Consider the following 17,421-nt stretch of genomic DNA (forward strand, 5'->3'; position numbering starts at 1 on the left):
CACCCCCAAAATGGGGGTGCCTAGCTAAGTAGTCGTGCGCGTCACTGGGAATAGACGGTCTTGGCAAGGGCATCGACCTGCGGCGGGGACTTTTCGAATTCGATCAGGTCGTAGGTCGCTGTGCGCAACGCCGCCAGGGTCTCACCAACCTCCCAGGCGTAGTCCCGGGTCGCGACGACCCCCGGAACGGACGTGTCCGGGGTCAGATACCGCGTGCACCGAACTCCCACCAGGCCGCTCGTGGTGACGAACGGCTCGACCACGGGGGGATCGATGGCGTCGGGGTCCGCTGCGCCGGCATAGTCCTCGACCGAGATCGTTCCCGCCGACCGGCGTGACTCGACCCGAAGGTCCGTTAGAACGAGCAGGCCGTCCCAGTCGCCGAGGCGAAGGAACGATGCTGAGGCCCCGCGCTCCTCCACGGATTTCGCAAGCATCGCGAAGACGCTCTCGATGCGGTCGCGTTGTTCACGAGAAACGCCCTCGCCGTCAGCAATCGCGTCGACCAGTTCTCGGGCCCAGTCCTCCCGGCGCTGCCAGCGGTCGTCCACGCCGAAGGTCGGCACCCCGATCCAGTCATCCGGATGGTCGACGAAGATACTCATGACATTCCGGCCACTGCGGCTCGCGCAGCCGTCGGAGCGAACCTGATCGTCAGCGCCATCGCGTCGAACAATTGCTCGACTGCATCCAGCAAATCGTCGGCCTCCGGTGTGTCCATCCGCAGCATGCTCCCCGTCACGACCAGCAATCGATCCCCGGTCGGGGGAACGATGGCGTAGCTGATGCGCCGCGATGCGGGAATCTGCAGCTCACCGTTGGCAGTGAGGACGACGGGTACGTCACCGGCCTGGCGTACGGCGAGTCGACCACCCACCTCGACCGCCGTCGCACCGCCACGAGCCGCAAAGGCCAGAAGGGCGTCTGCCGCCGAGTTCTCGCCAGCGGCGAGCTGGGGGGGCTGACACGATGATCGACAGCGGTACCGGCGCACCGTGGATGAGTTCCGTCGGAAGGTACAGGTCGGTTCCCGAAACAATCTGGGCACCGCGCACCACTTCACGCAGTCGTGCAGTCACGAACCGACGCACGTTGGCCTGGGCGTCAGCGGGGGCGTTGGCAACGGCGCGGTCCACTATCGCGCTGCTCGCGGCGCTCGCACGTTCGTCCAGGGGAATTCTGGCCCATCCCGGCGGAAGCACCAGAAGATAGTCGACGAGGTCAGGCATTCTGCGGCTTTCGTGGGGCGCCACGACGTTTCTTCTTCTTTTGCGGCCGACGATTACCGTGCCAGAAGGCGACCGCGGCCACCGCGGCGAAAGCCGCGATGTTGACCCACCACCAGGAGAACCATCCGTCAGAAGGTGGATAGTACATTGCGCACGTTGCGGACCCAAAGGAGCCGATGATCGACAGCAGGGCGATGAACATCGGAGAGATCTGCAAGATGAGTTTGGCACCGGGGGCGGAAACCATCTGTTGCCGACTCCGCTTCCAGCAGATCTTCAGAAGCGCAGCAAGAGAGAGCGCACACAGCAGGGCCGTCCACGCCGGTATCGGGTATGGCAAAGTTCCCGCGAGGCGATCAACATTAGTCACACCGGGACCCGGCTCCATATTCCCGGGAATCTTCAGCACGACCACCATGATCACGTTGAAGGCGAGTCCAAGCGGAATAACAGCGACCATCACGAACAGCGTCACCACGAGGGCATACGAACTGCGCACGGCGATCAGTCGGTCACGTGCTTTTTCTTCGATCTGCGCGAGACTCATCACCAATCCTCATTCCGAACCGTGAATGTTTCGACGTACGACGGCTTGGCGACGGCTTTGACGCCCTCTTCCGCAAAGGATGCTCCGAATTCGTTAAGGGCCCACGCGCCGCCGAGTGTCCACATTTTTCCGGGTTGGGCGGCAGCGATGACCTTTTCGGAGACGAGGCCGGACTTCAACTCGAGGCGGGACACTGCGTCCCACTCTGCGAGAGCGCGGGGCACCGAACGTGATTCGACTACGGGAGGGGCGAGCAGTCGCGGCGCAGTGCTCGCTGCGATCTGATCAATCTCGGCTTTCGCAACAGCCTTGGTGTACCCGGAGATCCCCTGGCCGGCCTTGCTCTTCATGAGCGCGTTGGCCGCGGCGTCTGCGGTGGCACTGTGCACGGCCGTCACCTGCCGGCTGATCAGCCTTCCGGCGATCTTGCCCATCCCGAGCGGGAGAATCGCAAAAACGACCTCGATGATGCCCTCGGTGAGTGATTTGTGCCCGGTGGCGGTCTGAGCGGCAGCATTCACAATGGTGGCCGTCGTAACGGCGATGACCACGCCGGCGATCACCCACCCGGCGATGGGGATGGCGAGCGCGACGAGGACTAAGGCAGCGGCGAGGATCCCCGCCGCAAGAATCAAGTTGTCGATCAATGCGGCGTGCTGGTCGAAGACCTGGTCGACGTTGTCCCAGAATGTGTCATTGAGGTCGCCGGAGTTCTCGACGTCAGAGATGGCCTCGGCGGCGACGGTCGCGGCGACATCGCGCTGGTCGATGGCAGTCTGCAGCAGCGCGACGGCGGCATCGAGCAGGCCGGCCGCGTCGGCGCAGTCAGTCTCAGCGTCGTCGTGCTGTTTTTCGTAGTCGCGGCGGTCTTCCGCGCTAAGGCTGGGATCAAAGAGTTGATACTGATATTTGGTCTGGGCGGCATAGGCATCCGCTTTGGCCTGACCGGCCGTGTTCGCATTGCTCAGCGCCTGCACCGACGTTGCCTGCGCTTCGCTGAGTGGGGTCACATAGTTGATCAGCGCCAGGCCGACACCCTCATAGCGCTCCTGGGCGCGCTCAATGCGCTCAGCCACGGCGTCAGCCTGCTCAGCGAGAGCCGACACAGCCTCGCTGACCATACCCTCGCAGCCAGACAATGCACGCAGGTTCGCTGCGGCGGTGATCCCAGTTGCTGGCGAACGCGGTCACGCGGTCGGCGAGACCGGCGTGACCCACGGCATCCGCTAAATTCTGACTCGTCGTCTTCGCTGTATCAAACTCGGTTCGAATCAGCGAGACGTCACTCGCCATGTCTCGGAGCAGGGTTGTATCAACCAGCAAATCAGACATAGTTCTCTTTCAAACCTGTGCTGCGACGGATGCTTAGCCGCGGATTGCGTTGCCGAGCTCGGTGTCCGCGTTGCTGAGTGCGTCGGCAGCGGCGGAGAGGAACTGGCTCATGCCATCAAGGCCGTTGACCGCGAGGGTCGTGCCCTGGGTGAAAGCGTCATAGGCGGTCTGGAAGGCGCCGGATGCGGAGTCGGTCACGAAGCCGGAGCCGACCAGGTTGTTCACGAGCGTCTGCAGCTCGCCGAGCTTGGTGATGACGTCGTCCTTGCCCGAGGTCAGCCGACCAGCGGCATCCGTCATGTCGGAATAGGTCACGTTGAGATTGGCCATGATGTCCCCCAGAAGATATGAGCCCGAACGGGCTGCGTGTGATCCTAACCTAGCTGCAATACCCCGTCGGGTCGAGTGGGGGGTGAACCCTCGGTCTAGTCCCAACTACTCCACGAGCGGCAGCTGCACGCGTACAACCTTGCCGCCGGATACCATCATGCCGCGGCCGGGCGGAAATTCGGCGCGGTTCAGGCGCGGCAGCGGAGTCTTCAGCAGGATGTCGCCCTCGATGGTGTCGGGCTGCAGCAGCAGACCGCGCCTCGTGTTCTTCATCTCGGCGAACAGCGGCCAGGACGAGTTCCACGACGCGGTCTCACCGTCGGCGACCAGAAAATGGTCGCTGCGCTTGACCTGTTTGATGAGCTCGACCAACACTGCATCGGCCGGGGTCTGCAGAAAATCGGCGAGGTTTTCAATGACGATCACGATTCTGGGTGTGGCCAGGTCGGCGCTCACCGCCAGGGTGATTTCTTTGCCCAGGTCAACGGCCTCGGCGACGGTCGTCGCAGTCGTCACCCAGCCGGGCAGCCCGGCCAGCCCTGACCGTGCGTTGCCAATGTAGTACCGGGCGATCGTGGGGTCAAAGCGTTCGAAGGCGTGCATGAGTGCGCGCAAAGCGTTGCTGCGCCCGCTGGCTGGCGGCCCAGACAAGAGCAGCGTGCCGCGCGGCTCGAAACCCACCGGGGACAGCGTCTCGTCGCTGAGGCCCAGAGCGGGTCGGGTCTTGACTCGGTCAGGCAGTTCGCTCGCCGGAAAATCTCGCGACAGGCTTCCGATGGGCAGGGCGGCCTGGATTTTCCGCGCCCGCAAGGTGTCGGCCAGCACGCGCACCGCTGCGGCCTGCTCTGCGGCGACGGCGGAACCGCCCCAGACCGCTATCTGCGTCTCCAGTCCGTCGAAAATGGCGCGGCCGGGCGCCGATTTGGCGTTGAGGATGTCGCCGGGCACGTCGAGCAGGCTGTAACCGGTATCGTCAGCGAGCCGCAGCACCACGCGGCGCTGAACGCTGGAACGCACGGAACTGGGCACCGTGCCGGAACGGTCGGCCGTGAACGCAACGTGGATGCCCAGCTGACGACCGTCGGAGAGGATGCTGCGAAAAACGTCGTACCAATTCGACCGGCCGCTGGCCACTTCCCAGTCTTCGCGAAACGCCCCAAACCCGTCGATGAGCAGCAGGATGCGCGGCTCGTTCGGGCGGTTCGCCAGTGTGCGGTATTCGGCAATGGTCGATGCGGTGGCCTCGGCAAAGCGGTTGCCACGCGATTCCAGCTCGGCTTTGAGTAGCCGGAACAGCCGAATGATGCGCTCGGTGTCGTCACCACCGATGATGCTGCCCACGTGCGGTAGCGGTTCCAGCATGCGCAGGCTGCCAGCGGCAAAGTCGAGGCCGTACACCGCGACGGGCCCGCCGTCGCTCGTATTGCCGGCCGCGATCGCGAGGGTGCGCAACGCAACACTCTTGCCGGAGCCACCGGTGCCGTAGATGCCGATGTGCCCGTCGATGTCCGGCAGAAAACGCACCGGGCGTTGCTGCTGCTCGGTCGGTGCGTCGGCCAGGCCGAGCACGAGTGCAGCATCCGTTTGCTGAAGAATAGGGCCCAGATCGCAGAGCAGGGGCAGCTCGTCGAGCCACGGGCGCCGAGGCGGCGGGATCTGCGCCGCACCGGCGGCACCGACCAGTGCCGCAACGAGCTTCTGCTGGTCGGTCGGGCCGAGCTCACGCTCCTGCCCGGCGAGCGGGTCGCTCGGCGGTTCCCACGCGGTTTCTCCACCGAAACGCAACTCGGCAATGCCTATTTCGGCATTTTCGGGTTCACGCGACGTCCAACCGCCGGCATATCCGGATTGGAACTGCTGCAACCGCCCCGGCCCGGTCTTGGCGATGCCGCGGCCGGGCAGCCCCGGGTCGAAGTGGGCGGCATCCTTGACCCCGACGACGTCGTTGCTGTCGGATTCGTCGGCCATGCGCAACGCCACGCGCAGGTTGGTGTTCGCCCGCAGGTTGTCTTTGATGACGCCGGCGGGGCGCTGCGTGGCCATGATCAAGTGGATGCCGAGCGATCGACCGCGCTGCGCGATGTCCACGACGCCGTCCACAAATTCCGGCACCTCGCTCACCAGGGCCGCGAATTCATCGATGACGAGAACGAGCGCCGGCGGGCTGTCGGAATCGCCGCGTTTCTCGAGTTCGATGAGGTCCTTGGCCTTTTTGGAGTTGAGCAGGTGTTCCCGGTAGCGCAGTTCGGCCCGCAGGCTGGTGAGCGCCCGCCGAACCAGGTGCGGGCTCAGGTCGGTGACGAGCCCCACACAGTGCGGAAGCGACACACAGTCGGCGAACGCTGAGCCGCCCTTGTAGTCGACGAACAGAAAGGACACCCGGTCGGGGCTGTATTCGGCGGCCATGCCGAGCACCCAGGCCTGAAGGAACTCGCTCTTGCCAGCGCCGGTGGTGCCGCCGACCAGGGCGTGCGGGCCCTGCGTGCGCAGGTCGAGGTGCATCGCCTGCACCCCGGTGGACCCGACAATGGCGCGCAGGGTTCCGGCGCGTTTGGAGCGCGGCACCGCACCGGGGGTACGATCGTGCATCGAAGCGTTCTGGCGCCACCGATCGATCACGACGTCGTGTGCCTCGACCAGGTCGTGGCCGAGCAGCGTGACCATCGACACCGAGCGGGGCAGGTCGCTCGAGTCGGCGATCAGGGCGCCGGCATCGATGACCGGGGCGAGGCGGCGGGCGAAGTGCAGGGCGGTAGGCGAATCGACCGACTCGACCGCGACATCCGTTATCGTCTCACCGAGTCGCACGAACGAGACGGTGCCGAGCCCGGTGCTCTCGTCGATTTCGACAGCGGTCCGACAGGCGGCGGGCAGCGCGGCCACGGTGCGAGCGATCCAGACCGGGTAGACACCGGCATCCGCACCGTTCTCGGCGAGTTGAACGAGACGTGACCGGTCAACGGCGACGTCGTCGGAGATGACCACGATGATCGCCGGGATGGGCGATTTCGTGCCCTCGCCGGTGTTACTCGACCCGACTTCTTCGCCCCGCTCGAGGGCGGCACGCTCCTGCTCCATCGCGCCGCGCCGCGCAGACTTCGTGGACTTATTCCGCTGGGCGATGACCTCTTCAAGGGCAGCGAGAACGGATGCGGCACTCGACGCGCTGTCGGCCAGGTGGCCGCCAGCCAGTGGACTCTGCGGCGACGAGGTGTGCGGCAGCCATTTGAGCCATTCCAGCTCGTTCGACCATTGCGGGGTAACGAGCGACGCGACGGCCAATTCTGCCGGCGAGTGCAGTGCGGTGAGCTGCACGAGCAGGGAGTTGACGGTGCCCACACAGGCGGGGGCGCTGCCGGCGATCCCCAGGGCGCCGGCATCGAACAGGTTGTCGATGAGCGGTACCTGATCGACCGTGGCGTGTTCGGTGATGACGGCGTCGAGACGCTCCTGAAACTCGGGCACCAGCTCGCCGCGCAGGGAAGCGTCGATCGTGTTGCGTGAGCGCATCGTACCGAGGCCGAGCCGCACGTTGAGAAAGGACCAATGCTCGGGTCGGCGCGTCCACATGAGCGCGGCCCGCTCGAGCGACTGGGTGAGGGCCTCATTGGTCGAGGGCGATTCTCCAAGCCGGGCCTGCTGTTCCAACGTGCGCTCGGTCAGCAGTTGGGCGCTCAACGCGGCCAGACGGGTGTCGAACCGGCCGATCGATCGCTTCAGCAGCCGCTTGTCCTTGGAGCGATTCATGAAGAAGTTGCCGATGAGCATCATTGGGCTCATCAACACGAACAACAGGGCGGCCGGGCGGTCGAAGATGAGCCACATGCTCACGCCCAGCAACACCGGTGCCACCATGGCGAGCCACGGGAACGGCTGGTCGTCTTTCTCGGTCGGAACCTCGGGCGCCGCGAACTCCTGCCCGGCATACCGACCTTCCACGCGCGGCGACCGGTTGAAATACACCGGACCGTCGCGGTGTTCGTCGCCGGTCGCGGCCACCGTCTCCACGACGGTGATGCGCAGCTGGGTGTCGCCGATCTGCACGATCTCACTCTGCTCGATGCGCAGCCGCGTCACCAGACCGCCGTCGATGACAACGCCGTTGGCCGAACCGAGATCAATCAGGTCGATACCCGCAGCGACTTCGAAACGCACATGGCGTTTCGAGACGAGCTTGTCGCTGAGCACGACGTCGCAGTCGGCGCCGCGACCGATGATGGTCGTACCGCGCCCAAGAGCGATCTGGGCTCCGGCGTCGGGCCCGGTCAGCACGTGGATCACGGCCAGCGTCGGAGCGGCACCGTGCTCCTGGGACAGGTAGAACAAATTCGAGTCGGCCAGAGCAACGCTGGCGCCGGAACCGACCCAGTCCTCACCGATCAGGGCGTCGGGAGGCAGCAGCAGCCAGTCGGTGCCGCCGGGAGCGACGGTGCGCAGGGTGAGCGGCTGCGCGGTGGTTCCCGGTGTCAGCGGCGATCGCGGATCGACCCGAGCGATCGTGCCGGCCACGTCGGAAATGCTGGCCGCGGCATCCGTTGTGACGACGATGTCGTCATTCTGACCGTTGGACCGAGCCAACGTAACTTTCAACCGCACGTGCGCCCCCAGGATCGAGTTCAGGCGCATCGGCGACAAACCCGTCCTTCGAGCGTACCCCGCGTGACAGACCTCTACGGCAGGAACGCCAAGCGGAAGGCGATCCAGCAATCGGGTCTGCCTGCACGGCAAGGCGTCAGCAAATCCCCGGCCACCGAGGTCAGCGCCTTCCGCCGCTAAGCTCGAACCAGTACGGTTCAACAAGGGGCATGTCGAATCTGGCCGGGGGATGCTGATGGCGGCTTTACGCGTGACTGATTCGGTGCTCGACGATCTGTCGTCGACGTTGTCGGGGGCGGCCGGGCAGTTGAGCTTTTCAGACTGGACTTTTCGGTGGCCACAGGGCGGATTGCAGAGCGACGCTGTCGCAGCCGCGTTGCGCGATGGCACAGCGCAACAGGTTGAGCGCGCCGAACTCGCCGCGCTCACGCTGACCGAGTTGAGCGCGTTTCCGGCAACCGTGGCCGAGACGTTTCGGGCCACCGACACCGCCCTCGGCCGAAAGTTGAACTGACCGTGTGGACCGTCGCGAATCCGGGGCTGGGCGAGCCGGACAGTATCCTGTCCGAGTCCAGAATTCGCTCCGCCAAGGCCGCGAATCTGCGCACGTTGCAGACGACGCTGACCAGCGCGCAATCCCACGCCGAAACGACCGGGTGGACCGCGCTCTCGCGTGACGCTTTTGTTGACCGGCTCGTGGCGCTGGTACCGGAGATCGACCTGCTGATTCGAGGGTTGGACGCCCAGGCCGCCGCGCTCCAAACGTATTCCGTCACGGTCGATGAGATTCAGGGCGAGCAGCGTCTGCTGGAAGCGCGGCGGATTACCGCCGACACTGATCTCTACGACCTGCAATTCGGCAAGACCGACTTCGCCCAGCCGGGTGACACCTTCATCTTCATGCCCACCACAGTTCTCCAGACTCGCCGGGAGGAAGCGTTCGAGGTCGCCTACGCGGCGATCGCCGCCATCGATGTGGTGTGGGACGAGTTGGCGACCAGGCGCCGCACCGCCGATGACGTCTGCGTGCGCGATCTGGAGTCGGATCAGGTGCTCGGTGCGACCGCCTGGTTTGGCTCGTCTGGGGCAGCAGGGTCGTCGGTCGACGATCTGATCGTCCGCATGAATACGCTGTCGGAAGCCGATCTGGCCGTGCTGATCGCCACCAATCCCGACCTGGTGAAGCGGATGCTGACGGCCACCCCCGAGACCGTCGCCGAGCGGTGGCAGCAGCTGGGCGAACCCGCTCAGCTCGCCCTCATCGCCGGGGCCCCGGCCCTGCTCGGATCGTTGAACGGACTACCAGCCCTCGCCCGCGTCGCCGCCAACCGCCTCAACGCCAGCACCAGAATCACCGAAATCGACGCCGAATCCGCCAAGCTCGGGTCCTCGCTGGAGTCTGTCGAAGGGTATTTCGAAGCCGTGGCGCTCCTGAAGGAGCTTGCGTTGGAGCGCGACTACTTGCAAGCCGCTGCGGACGGCGATATCCAGCTGTATCTGTACGACCGTGATGCGTCGCGTATCGTGGAAATGCTGGGGACGCCGTCGGACGAGACACGCCACCGCATCACCTATGTCCCCGGCACCATGAGCAAGATGGGCATGTTCTATGACGGTTCGGTTCAACGACTGTCTCAATGGTTCGTCGTTAGTCATCCTGACACCGTGGCATTCGTCTATAAGGACGGGCTATTTCCGGGAGACACGGATGGTCCTCTCGGCGAGAAAGTTGGCTATTTCGGAGAGTCGGCGTTAAGGACACCGGTGGGGGTAGCGGACGCGAATTCCGCAGCCTTCGCAGACAAGACGGGTAAGACCCTCGCCGCCTTCGAAACGGGTCTGGCGTTAGATCCCTGGCTCACTGATACCGCGTCGATAGCTATCGGCCACAGCTGGGGGCTCGCTAACATCACCTCGGCGGAGGTCGCCGGAGCCCACTACGATTCGGTCGTCTCGTTGTCCGGAGCGTGGATGCCAGAAGAGTGGGAGCCCCATCCCGACACTAACTACGCCGACTTCTCCTATGAAGATATTTTGCAATCCGCGCAAGGCCTTGGCGTCGTCGGAGACGGGAACAACCCGCGCTCCAACGGCGCCTTCGATGCCGGGCCGTTCTACCAAGGCCCGAAGCCCTTCATCTCAATGGATAGGGAAGGGGCGTTGATATTGAACCCGAGCGTACCGTTGGACAATCACAACCTCGTCGCCACCGACGATTTGAATAATCAAGAGGTTCTTGTGGACCTACAGGAGCTGATTTACGGATGAATCGCCAGGGAAAGACGACGGCAATTACTGGATTGCTCATTCTTATAGCCGTGCTGACTTCATGTGCGCCGACAAATCAGGGAAGCGAGACGACCATGGATCTCCAGACAGCGAAGGGCATCGCGATGGCATTAGAGGACGAGACCGCTGCACTCGTTCCTTCCGAGAATGTGGGCGACCAGTCTCAGTTGCAGATGACCTATTTGTTGGGCTGCGCGAATGACACGTTGGCTTGGCCTGGTCGAACGACTGTCACTCTGGTCGGTGATGTCGATGCGGAGGCGATGATCGATGTTATTGCCTCCGCGTGGGAGCAGAAGGACGGAGTGGTCGTGGAGCGACGCAAGACCAGGCAGGGCGCACCGAGGGTAGACATGACGGGCGTTCAGGGAGACTTTTATAGTGCGTCGATTTGGGCTCCTGGCACCGAACTTCAAATCACCTCCTTCTCGCCGTGTTTCGAGCTGGAGGGCGGCACGAAGCCTGGCATGAAGTATTGATTGAGTCGTCCGGGTCCTCCATGAGGCAGGGCTTTCCGATTGACAGCAACAACCTAGGCCTCTCCGGATGTGAACAATCGACTGGTCCTTGTAGATCTTGAGGAGCTGATTTACGGATGAATCCCACAGGAAAATGGGCGGCCATCGTCGGGATTGTCGCGCTGGCAGCAGTGTTGGCGTCGTATACGTCGACGGACCCGGAAAGTGAGGCGATGATGGATCTGCAGACAGCTAAGGGCATCGCAGTGGCGATGGCGGACGAGGCTGCGGCCCTTGTCCCAGCGCAAAATGTGGGCGATCAGTCTCAGTTCACGACGGCACACCTCATGGGATGTTCGGCGGGCGGATATACCTGGCCCGGCCTCACGACCCTCACTTTGATCGGTGAGGTGAATGGCGAGGAGCTCATCGAAGCGATCGCATCCGCGTGGGAGCAAAAGCCCGGGGTGACCGTGGAACGAAAAGCCGTTCGCGGCGGCACACTCCGGGTAGACATGATCGCGACACAGGGAGACTCCTACAGCGCGGGGGTCTGGGACTCTGGGAAGACTCTGAAAATCGACTCCTTCTCGCCCTGTTTCGAGATGGAGGACGGTCTCAAGCCCGGCATGGAGTATTGACGCGGCAAAATGCCGCTCCACTTCTGAGTCTCGGCGGGAGAATCGCCGCCATCAGCGTCCCGCTCGCCATCACGCTTGCCTTGTCTTCGTGCGCGTCGACGAACGAGGCAGCCACCATGGATCTCCAGGGATCGTGCAGCTGGATTCGACCGGAGGCCTGCTCACCTCGAACGACCAGTGGCTGGCGCTTAGCGGACTCACCCCCGAGCAGTCCCAGGGCTCCGGATGGGCCGCTGCCATGCACCCCGATGACACTGAGCGGGTGGGCAGCGAATGGGCCGTGCACGCGGCCGACGGCACGGCGTACCAGACCAGTCTGCGGTTTCGCACACCGAACGGCCAGGTGAACTGGGTGCAGGTACATTCAGCGCCGACCTATGACAACGGCGTTCTGGTCGGCCACCTGGCCAGCGTCACGGCCCTGCGGCTGGCTGAACAGAGAGTGACAGCCATGCAGGCCAAGTTCGAAGCGGCGTTCGCGTCATCCCCGTTGGGAACCGCCATCGTGACCCGCGACGGCCGCGTTCTGGAAGGCAATCGGCGTTTGTTCGAGCTGACCGGCGCTCCCACCAGCGTGCTCAACAAGTCGGTCGAGGATATCTTCTGTGTCATCGAGGAACCCGATGCAGCCCCGTCACCGTTCCGCGCCGAGCAGCACGCCCGCCAACGCTCCGAGCGGCAGATACGCTGCAGCGAAGGCGAAGAGATCTGGGTCAATGTGTGCATCGCCGAGATCCACGAGGGTGAACTCGCCACCGGGCTGCTCTACCAGTTGAAGGATGTCACGGCTCGGCGGCTGGCCGAGGCGCGGGTGGAGCACCAGGCGTTCCGGATCTTCGACCGTGATCACGTTGATCTCCGGTCTGGCCACCGAATAGAGGGTGGTGTACAGGGTCGTCGATTTACCCGACCCGGTCGGCCCGGTCACGAGGATCATGCCGTAGGGCTTGGAGTAAGCCGCCTTGAAGGCGTCGTAGTTGTGGTCGAGCAGTGACAGGTCGCGCAGGTCAATCTTGCGGCCGCCGTGACTGACCGACATACGGCCGTCCTGCGGTTTGCGACGCTCCGCGATGTCGATGTCGGCCATGATTTTCAGGCGGCTGATGACGCCGTTCTGAATGCTCTTCGGTGCGCTCGGCATCTCGTGCAGCACTCCGTCGATGCGATACCGCACCCTCAGGCTGACCTCCCCGGGCTCGATATGGATGTCGCTGGCCTTGTCTTGGATGGCCTGACTCACGAGCAGGTTCACGAAGCGCACGATGGGTGCAGCATCGTCGCTGGCTTCATCGCTCGGATCAGGCGACGACAGGATCGAGTCGTGTTCTTCCTCAAGCGTGGTCGTGAGGTTGCTGAGCTCGTCGTCGGCGCGATGGAACCGAGCGATCGCCGCGAGCAGATCGCTGCGCTCGGCGACCACCGCAGACACTCGCATGCGAGAGGCCTCACCGACATCGTCGAGCGCGAACACGTTACCGGGATCCACCATTGCGAGCACGAGCCGGCCGCCCTCAATTCCGATTGGCAGCACTTCGTGTCGTCGACAGACCAGCGGCGACACGAGGGCGAGGGCACTCGCCTCGACCGCATACTCGAGCAGTTCGACAAAGGGCAGATTAGCCTGGGCGGCTCGTGCCTTCGCGAACTGCAGCTCGGTGATAATTCCGCTGTCGACAAGCCGCCGAACGGCGCCCTCATCGGCCGGATCCCCCGCCAACAGGGTGTCGAGAGCTTCGATCGGAAGCAGACCGTGCAGAATGAGAATCTCAGTCAGGGTTGCCACACACGGCTCCCCCAAACTGGGCACAATTGCAGTAGAACCCGAGTATACGTCTCTTCACCCCGTTTCCCGTCCTCTCCCCTTCGCCCTCCGTCTACTTTCCGGGCCCGGGCCCGGAAAGTGGGACCAGGATAGATCATGGGCCCGGTTCCCTACGGTGGGCCCGGGCGGCGGGGCGGGCGCGCGAAGCCAGCACGCGGCATCCGCTGCCCGGCACCGCGCTCGAGTGCTTAAACGACGGATGGCCCCTGCCGAAGCAGGGGCCATCCGTTTAGAACTGCGGGTTAGTTATACGTACCCGGCGCCAGGTCGTCCGACGAGAAGCTGTCGAAGTCGACGAAGCTCAGGTCACCCTCATTGAACGTTGCATCTTCGGTGAAGATGCGGTTCGGGTAACGCTCAGCCTTGGCTTCTTCCGTGGCCTCGACGGTGACGTCGCGGTAGCGGGGAAGGCCGGTGCCAGCGGGGATCAACTTACCGATGATGACGTTCTCCTTGAGGCCCATCAGCGGGTCGCTCTTGCCTTCCATGGCCGCCTGGGTCAGAACCCGGGTGGTCTCCTGGAAGGAAGCGGCCGACAGCCAGGACTCGGTCGCCAGCGATGCCTTGGTGATACCCATGACTTCTTGGCGAGCGGATGCCGTCTTCTTGCCCTCGGTGAGCGCGGTGCGGTTGAGGTCGTTGTACTTCAACCGGTCAACGAGCTCGCCCGGAAGCAGTCCGGTGTCACCGTGTTCGACGACGGTCACCTTGCGAAGCATCTGACGAACGATGACCTCGATGTGCTTGTCGTGAATCGGTACACCCTGCGAACGGTAGACCTCCTGCACACCGGAGACGAGGTGCTTCTGCACCGCGCGAACGCCCTTGACGCGAAGAACTTCCTTCGGGTCGACGGCGCCGATGATGATCTGCTGCCCCAGCTCAACGTGCTGGCCATCCTCAACGAGGAGGGTTGAACGCTTGAGCACCGGGTAGGCGATAGCTTCGTCGCCACTGTCGGGGGTCAGGATGACCTTGCGGCCCTTGTCCGAATCCTCGATCGTGATGCGTCCGGCAGAGTCGACGATGGGCGATGCACCCTTGGGGGTACGCGCCTCGAACAGCTCCTGAACACGCGGCAGACCCTGGGTGATGTCGTCAGCGGATGCCGACCCACCCGTGTGGAAAGTACGCATGGTCAGCTGGGTGCCGGGCTCACCGATGGACTGTGCGGCAATGATACCGACGGCCTCACCGATGTCGACGAGCTGGCCGGTAGCGAGCGACCGGCCGTAGCAGACCGCACACACACCGACAGCCGACTCACAGGTCAGTACCGAGCGCACCTTGATGGTTTCGACACCACCGATAATGAGCTTCGCGATGAGCACGTCTCCGACGTCGTCTCCGGCGTCGGCGATGACCTCACCGGCAGCGTTGACCGCGGCTGCGGCCAGGCTGCGGGCGTAGACCGCGTTCTCGACGTTGAAGTCGACCAGGAGGCCGCCGTCTTCGCCCCGCAGGAGCGCACCGGTCGTGGCGTCTGTTCCGGCGATGGGCAGTTCAAGGCCCTTCGTCGTTCCGCAGTCGTCTTCGCGGATGATGACATCCTGCGAGACGTCCACCAGACGACGGGTGAGGTAACCCGAGTCAGCGGTACGCAGAGCAGTGTCGGCCAGACCCTTACGAGCACCGTGAGTAGCAATGAAGTACTCGGCGACGGACAGGCCTTCGCGGTAGCTCGAGATGATCGGGCGAGGGATGATCTCACCCTTCGGGTTGTTCACGAGGCCTCGCATGCCGGCGATGTTTCGCACCTGCAGCCAGTTACCACGAGCACCCGAGGTGACCATGCGGTTGATCGTGTTGTCGGCCGGGAAGTTCGCCTGCATCGCTGCGGCGACGTCTTCCGTGGCACGAGTCCAGATCTGGATGAGCTCCTGGCGACGCTCGAGGTCGGTCGTGAGACCCTTCTCGAACTGTGCCTGAACCTTGGCGGCCTGCTTCTCGTAGCCGGCAACGATCTGCGGCTTGTTCGGCGGGGTGAGGATGTCGCTGAGCGCAACGGTTACACCGGAACGGGTTGCCCAGTAGAAACCGGCATCCTTGATCCGGTCGAGGGTTGCAGCAACCTCCACCTTGACGTACCGCTCCGCGAGGTCGTTGACGATGGTCGACATGGTGACCTTGTTGGCAACGTCTTCGAAGTACGGGTAGTCGGCCGGGAGCGCCTCGTTGAAGATGGCGCGACCGAGGCTCGTGGTGACGAGAACGGTTCCGACGGCCTGGCCGTTGACCAGCTCGACGCCTTCGGGCTGCGTGCCCTCGGTGAAGTACTTGTCGGTCAAGCGGATGCGCACCTTGGCGTTCAGGTCGAGCGACTTCTGGTCGAACGCGAGAATGGCCTCGGACACGGTGGAGAATGCGCGGCCTTCTCCGACCACACCTTCCTTCATCGTGGTGAGGTGGTGCAGACCGATGATCATGTCCTGGGTGGGCAGGGTCACCGGGCGGCCGTCAGACGGCTTGAGGATATTGTTCGAGGCGAGCATCAGGATGCGTGCCTCGGCCTGGGCCTCGACCGAGAGCGGAAGGTGGACGGCCATCTGGTCACCGTCGAAGTCGGCGTTGAACGCCGCGCAGACGAGCGGGTGCAGCTGGATTGCCTTACCTTCAACGAGCTGAGGCTCGAAGGCCTGGATGCCGAGGCGGTGCAGGGTGGGTGCACGGTTGAGCATGACCGGGCGCTCGCGGATGATTTCCTCGAGCACGTCCCAAACCTGCGGACGTGAGCGTTCGACCATCCGCTTGGCAGCCTTGATGTTCTGAGCGTGGCTCAGGTCGATCAGACGCTTGATCACGAACGGCTTGAACAGCTCGAGTGCCATCTGCTTGGGCAGACCACACTGGTGCAGCTTGAGCTGCGGGCCGACCACGATGACCGAACGGCCAGAGTAGTCCACGCGCTTGCCGAGCAGGTTCTGACGGAAACGACCCTGCTTTCCCTTGAGCATGTCGCTCAGGGACTTGAGGGCACGGTTACCGGTACCGGTGACCGGGCGACCACGACGACCGTTGTCGAACAGTGCGTCGACGGCCTCCTGCAGCATCCGCTTCTCGTTGTTCACGATGATCTCGGGAGCACCGAGGTCAAGCAGACGACGCAGGCGGTTGTTGCGGTTGATCACACGACGGTAGAGGTCGTTGAGGTCGCTGGTGGCGAAACGCCCACCGTCGAGCTGCACCATCGGGCGCAGTTCCGGCGGGAGCACGGGTACGACGTCGAGCACCATTCCGGCCGGCGAGTTGCCGGTCATGATGAAGGCGTTGACCACGCGCAGACGCTTGATGGCACGGATCTTCTTCTGACCCTTGCCCTCAGCGATCTGCAGGTGCAGGTTTTCGCTCTCGGTGACCAGGTCGAAAGCCTCAAGGCGCTTCTTGATGGCTTCGGCGCCCATGTAGGCCTCGAAGTACATTCCGAAACGGTCCTGGAGCTCGTGGAAGACGGAGTCTTCCGGCTTCAGGTCGCCGACCTTGAGGGTGCGGAAGTCCTCCCACACGCGCTCGAGGTGCGCGATCTGCTCGTCCAGGGACTTGCGAACCTGGCCCATTTCCTTCTCGGCGGCGTCCTTCGTGCGCTTCTTCTGGTCGCTCTTGGCGCCTTCGGCCTCCAGTGCTGCGAGGTCGGTTTCAAGGCGCTGCAGGCGATCGGCGATGCGCGAGTCGCGGCTGGACTCGATGGTCTTGAGTTCGAGGCGAAGCTCGTTCTCGAGGCCAGGCATGTCCTGGTGGCGACCGTCTTCGTCCACCGTGATGACCATGTACGCGGCGAAGTAGATGACCTTTTCGAGGTCCTTCGGAGCCATGTCCAGCAGGTAGCCGAGACGCGAGGGCACACCCTTGAAGTACCAGATGTGCGTGACCGGAGCAGCGAGCTCGATGTGGCCCATGCGCTCACGGCGCACCGATGACTTCGTGACCTCTACACCGCAACGCTCGCAGACGATGCCTTTGAAGCGAACACGCTTGTACTTGCCACAAGAGCATTCCCAGTCCCGTGAGGGTCCGAAGATCTGCTCGCCGAACAGGCCGTCTTTTTCCGGCTTGAGCGTGCGGTAGTTGATGGTTTCGGGCTTCTTGACCTCACCGTGCGACCAACGACGGATGTCGTCTGCGGTAGCCAGGCCAATACGAAGCTCGTCAAATGTTGTTACGTCGAGCAATTTCTCTCCTT

Annotated in this window: 13 protein-coding genes and 1 pseudogene; 5 read left to right on the forward strand and 9 right to left on the reverse strand. The window is 63.7% G+C overall.

The features are described from left to right. Positions 1-41 precede the first annotated feature (41 nt). The 7 genes from CXY77_RS01805 to CXY77_RS01840 all read right to left on the reverse strand — a co-directional run bounded on the left by CXY77_RS01805 (position 42) and on the right by CXY77_RS01840 (position 8,064). Positions 42-605, reverse strand: coding sequence for a hypothetical protein (locus CXY77_RS01805; protein WP_104129513.1), 564 nt, complete (start codon positions 603-605; stop codon positions 42-44). Continuing rightward, complete coding sequence (locus tag CXY77_RS01810) at positions 602-877, reverse strand: hypothetical protein (RefSeq protein ID WP_104087873.1); 276 nt, start codon at positions 875-877, stop codon at positions 602-604. The genes CXY77_RS01805 and CXY77_RS01810 overlap by 4 nt, the downstream gene beginning before the upstream one ends. A gap of 344 nt (positions 878-1,221) precedes the next feature. Further along, the gene (locus CXY77_RS01820) at positions 1,222-1,776 is read right to left on the reverse strand and encodes a hypothetical protein (protein WP_104087876.1); all 555 of its coding nucleotides are present in this window, start codon (positions 1,774-1,776) and stop codon (positions 1,222-1,224) included. Beyond that, on the reverse strand, positions 1,776-2,852 hold the full coding sequence (locus CXY77_RS20035; RefSeq protein ID WP_158252742.1) for a hypothetical protein: 1,077 nt from the start codon (positions 2,850-2,852) through the stop codon (positions 1,776-1,778). The genes CXY77_RS01820 and CXY77_RS20035 overlap by 1 nt, the downstream gene beginning before the upstream one ends. A gap of 13 nt (positions 2,853-2,865) precedes the next feature. Next, on the reverse strand, positions 2,866-3,108 hold the full coding sequence (locus CXY77_RS01830; RefSeq protein ID WP_092341659.1) for a hypothetical protein: 243 nt from the start codon (positions 3,106-3,108) through the stop codon (positions 2,866-2,868). 33 nt (positions 3,109-3,141) lie between these two features. Then, on the reverse strand, positions 3,142-3,438 hold the full coding sequence (locus CXY77_RS01835; RefSeq protein WP_092341660.1) for a WXG100 family type VII secretion target: 297 nt from the start codon (positions 3,436-3,438) through the stop codon (positions 3,142-3,144). 105 nt (positions 3,439-3,543) lie between these two features. Next, positions 3,544-8,064: an FtsK/SpoIIIE domain-containing protein gene (locus CXY77_RS01840; RefSeq protein ID WP_233197169.1), complete on the reverse strand. Its 4,521-nt coding sequence runs from the start codon at positions 8,062-8,064 to the stop codon at positions 3,544-3,546. A 220-nt stretch (positions 8,065-8,284) separates the two neighbouring features. Between CXY77_RS01840 and CXY77_RS01845 the strand changes: the two genes are divergently transcribed. The 5 genes and pseudogenes from CXY77_RS01845 to CXY77_RS20995 all read left to right on the forward strand — a co-directional run. Then, positions 8,285-8,548, forward strand: a complete 264-nt coding sequence (locus CXY77_RS01845; RefSeq protein ID WP_140425442.1) for a hypothetical protein — start codon at positions 8,285-8,287, stop codon at positions 8,546-8,548. 2 nt (positions 8,549-8,550) lie between these two features. Beyond that, the gene (locus CXY77_RS01850; protein ID WP_104129515.1) at positions 8,551-10,302 is read left to right on the forward strand and encodes a hypothetical protein; all 1,752 of its coding nucleotides are present in this window, start codon (positions 8,551-8,553) and stop codon (positions 10,300-10,302) included. Then, a complete protein-coding gene (locus CXY77_RS01855; protein ID WP_092341663.1) occupies positions 10,299-10,802 on the forward strand; it encodes a hypothetical protein in 504 nt (167 codons plus the stop codon). Before CXY77_RS01850 ends, CXY77_RS01855 begins: the two co-directional genes overlap by 4 nt. A gap of 116 nt (positions 10,803-10,918) precedes the next feature. Continuing rightward, the gene (locus CXY77_RS01860; RefSeq protein WP_092341664.1) at positions 10,919-11,422 is read left to right on the forward strand and encodes a hypothetical protein; all 504 of its coding nucleotides are present in this window, start codon (positions 10,919-10,921) and stop codon (positions 11,420-11,422) included. Between the two features lie 133 nt (positions 11,423-11,555). Further along, positions 11,556-12,173: pseudogene (locus tag CXY77_RS20995) on the forward strand (PAS domain-containing protein); the annotation flags it as partial. Here the strand turns inward: CXY77_RS20995 and CXY77_RS20480 are convergent. Together CXY77_RS20480 and CXY77_RS01875 are read right to left on the reverse strand one after the other, a co-directional pair. Next, on the reverse strand, positions 12,057-13,229 hold the full coding sequence (locus CXY77_RS20480; RefSeq protein ID WP_369827226.1) for an ATPase, T2SS/T4P/T4SS family: 1,173 nt from the start codon (positions 13,227-13,229) through the stop codon (positions 12,057-12,059). The pseudogene CXY77_RS20995 and the gene CXY77_RS20480 sit on opposite strands and share 117 nt — an antisense overlap. Positions 13,230-13,486: 257 nt before the next feature. Then, a complete protein-coding gene (locus tag CXY77_RS01875) occupies positions 13,487-17,410 on the reverse strand; it encodes a DNA-directed RNA polymerase subunit beta' (RefSeq protein ID WP_092341666.1) in 3,924 nt (1,307 codons plus the stop codon). Positions 17,411-17,421: the final 11 nt, after the last annotated feature.

The organism is Cryobacterium sp. N21 (genome assembly GCF_002929575.1).
Lineage (GTDB): Bacteria > Actinomycetota > Actinomycetes > Actinomycetales > Microbacteriaceae > Cryobacterium > Cryobacterium flavum.

Excerpts from the sequence above, each read along its gene's own strand:
- CXY77_RS01805 (WP_104129513.1), bottom strand. The coding sequence starts at position 605 with ATGAGTATCTTCGTCGACCATCCGGATGACTGGATCGGGGTGCCGACC.
- CXY77_RS01820 (WP_104087876.1), bottom strand. The coding sequence starts at position 1,776 with ATGAGTCTCGCGCAGATCGAAGAAAAAGCACGTGACCGACTGATCGCC.
- CXY77_RS01830 (WP_092341659.1), bottom strand. The coding sequence starts at position 3,108 with ATGTCTGATTTGCTGGTTGATACAACCCTGCTCCGAGACATGGCGAGT.
- CXY77_RS01835 (WP_092341660.1), bottom strand. The coding sequence starts at position 3,438 with ATGGCCAATCTCAACGTGACCTATTCCGACATGACGGATGCCGCTGGT.
- CXY77_RS01840 (WP_233197169.1), bottom strand. The coding sequence starts at position 8,064 with ATGCGCCTGAACTCGATCCTGGGGGCGCACGTGCGGTTGAAAGTTACG.
- CXY77_RS01855 (WP_092341663.1), top strand. The coding sequence starts at position 10,299 with ATGAATCGCCAGGGAAAGACGACGGCAATTACTGGATTGCTCATTCTT.
- CXY77_RS01860 (WP_092341664.1), top strand. The coding sequence starts at position 10,919 with ATGAATCCCACAGGAAAATGGGCGGCCATCGTCGGGATTGTCGCGCTG.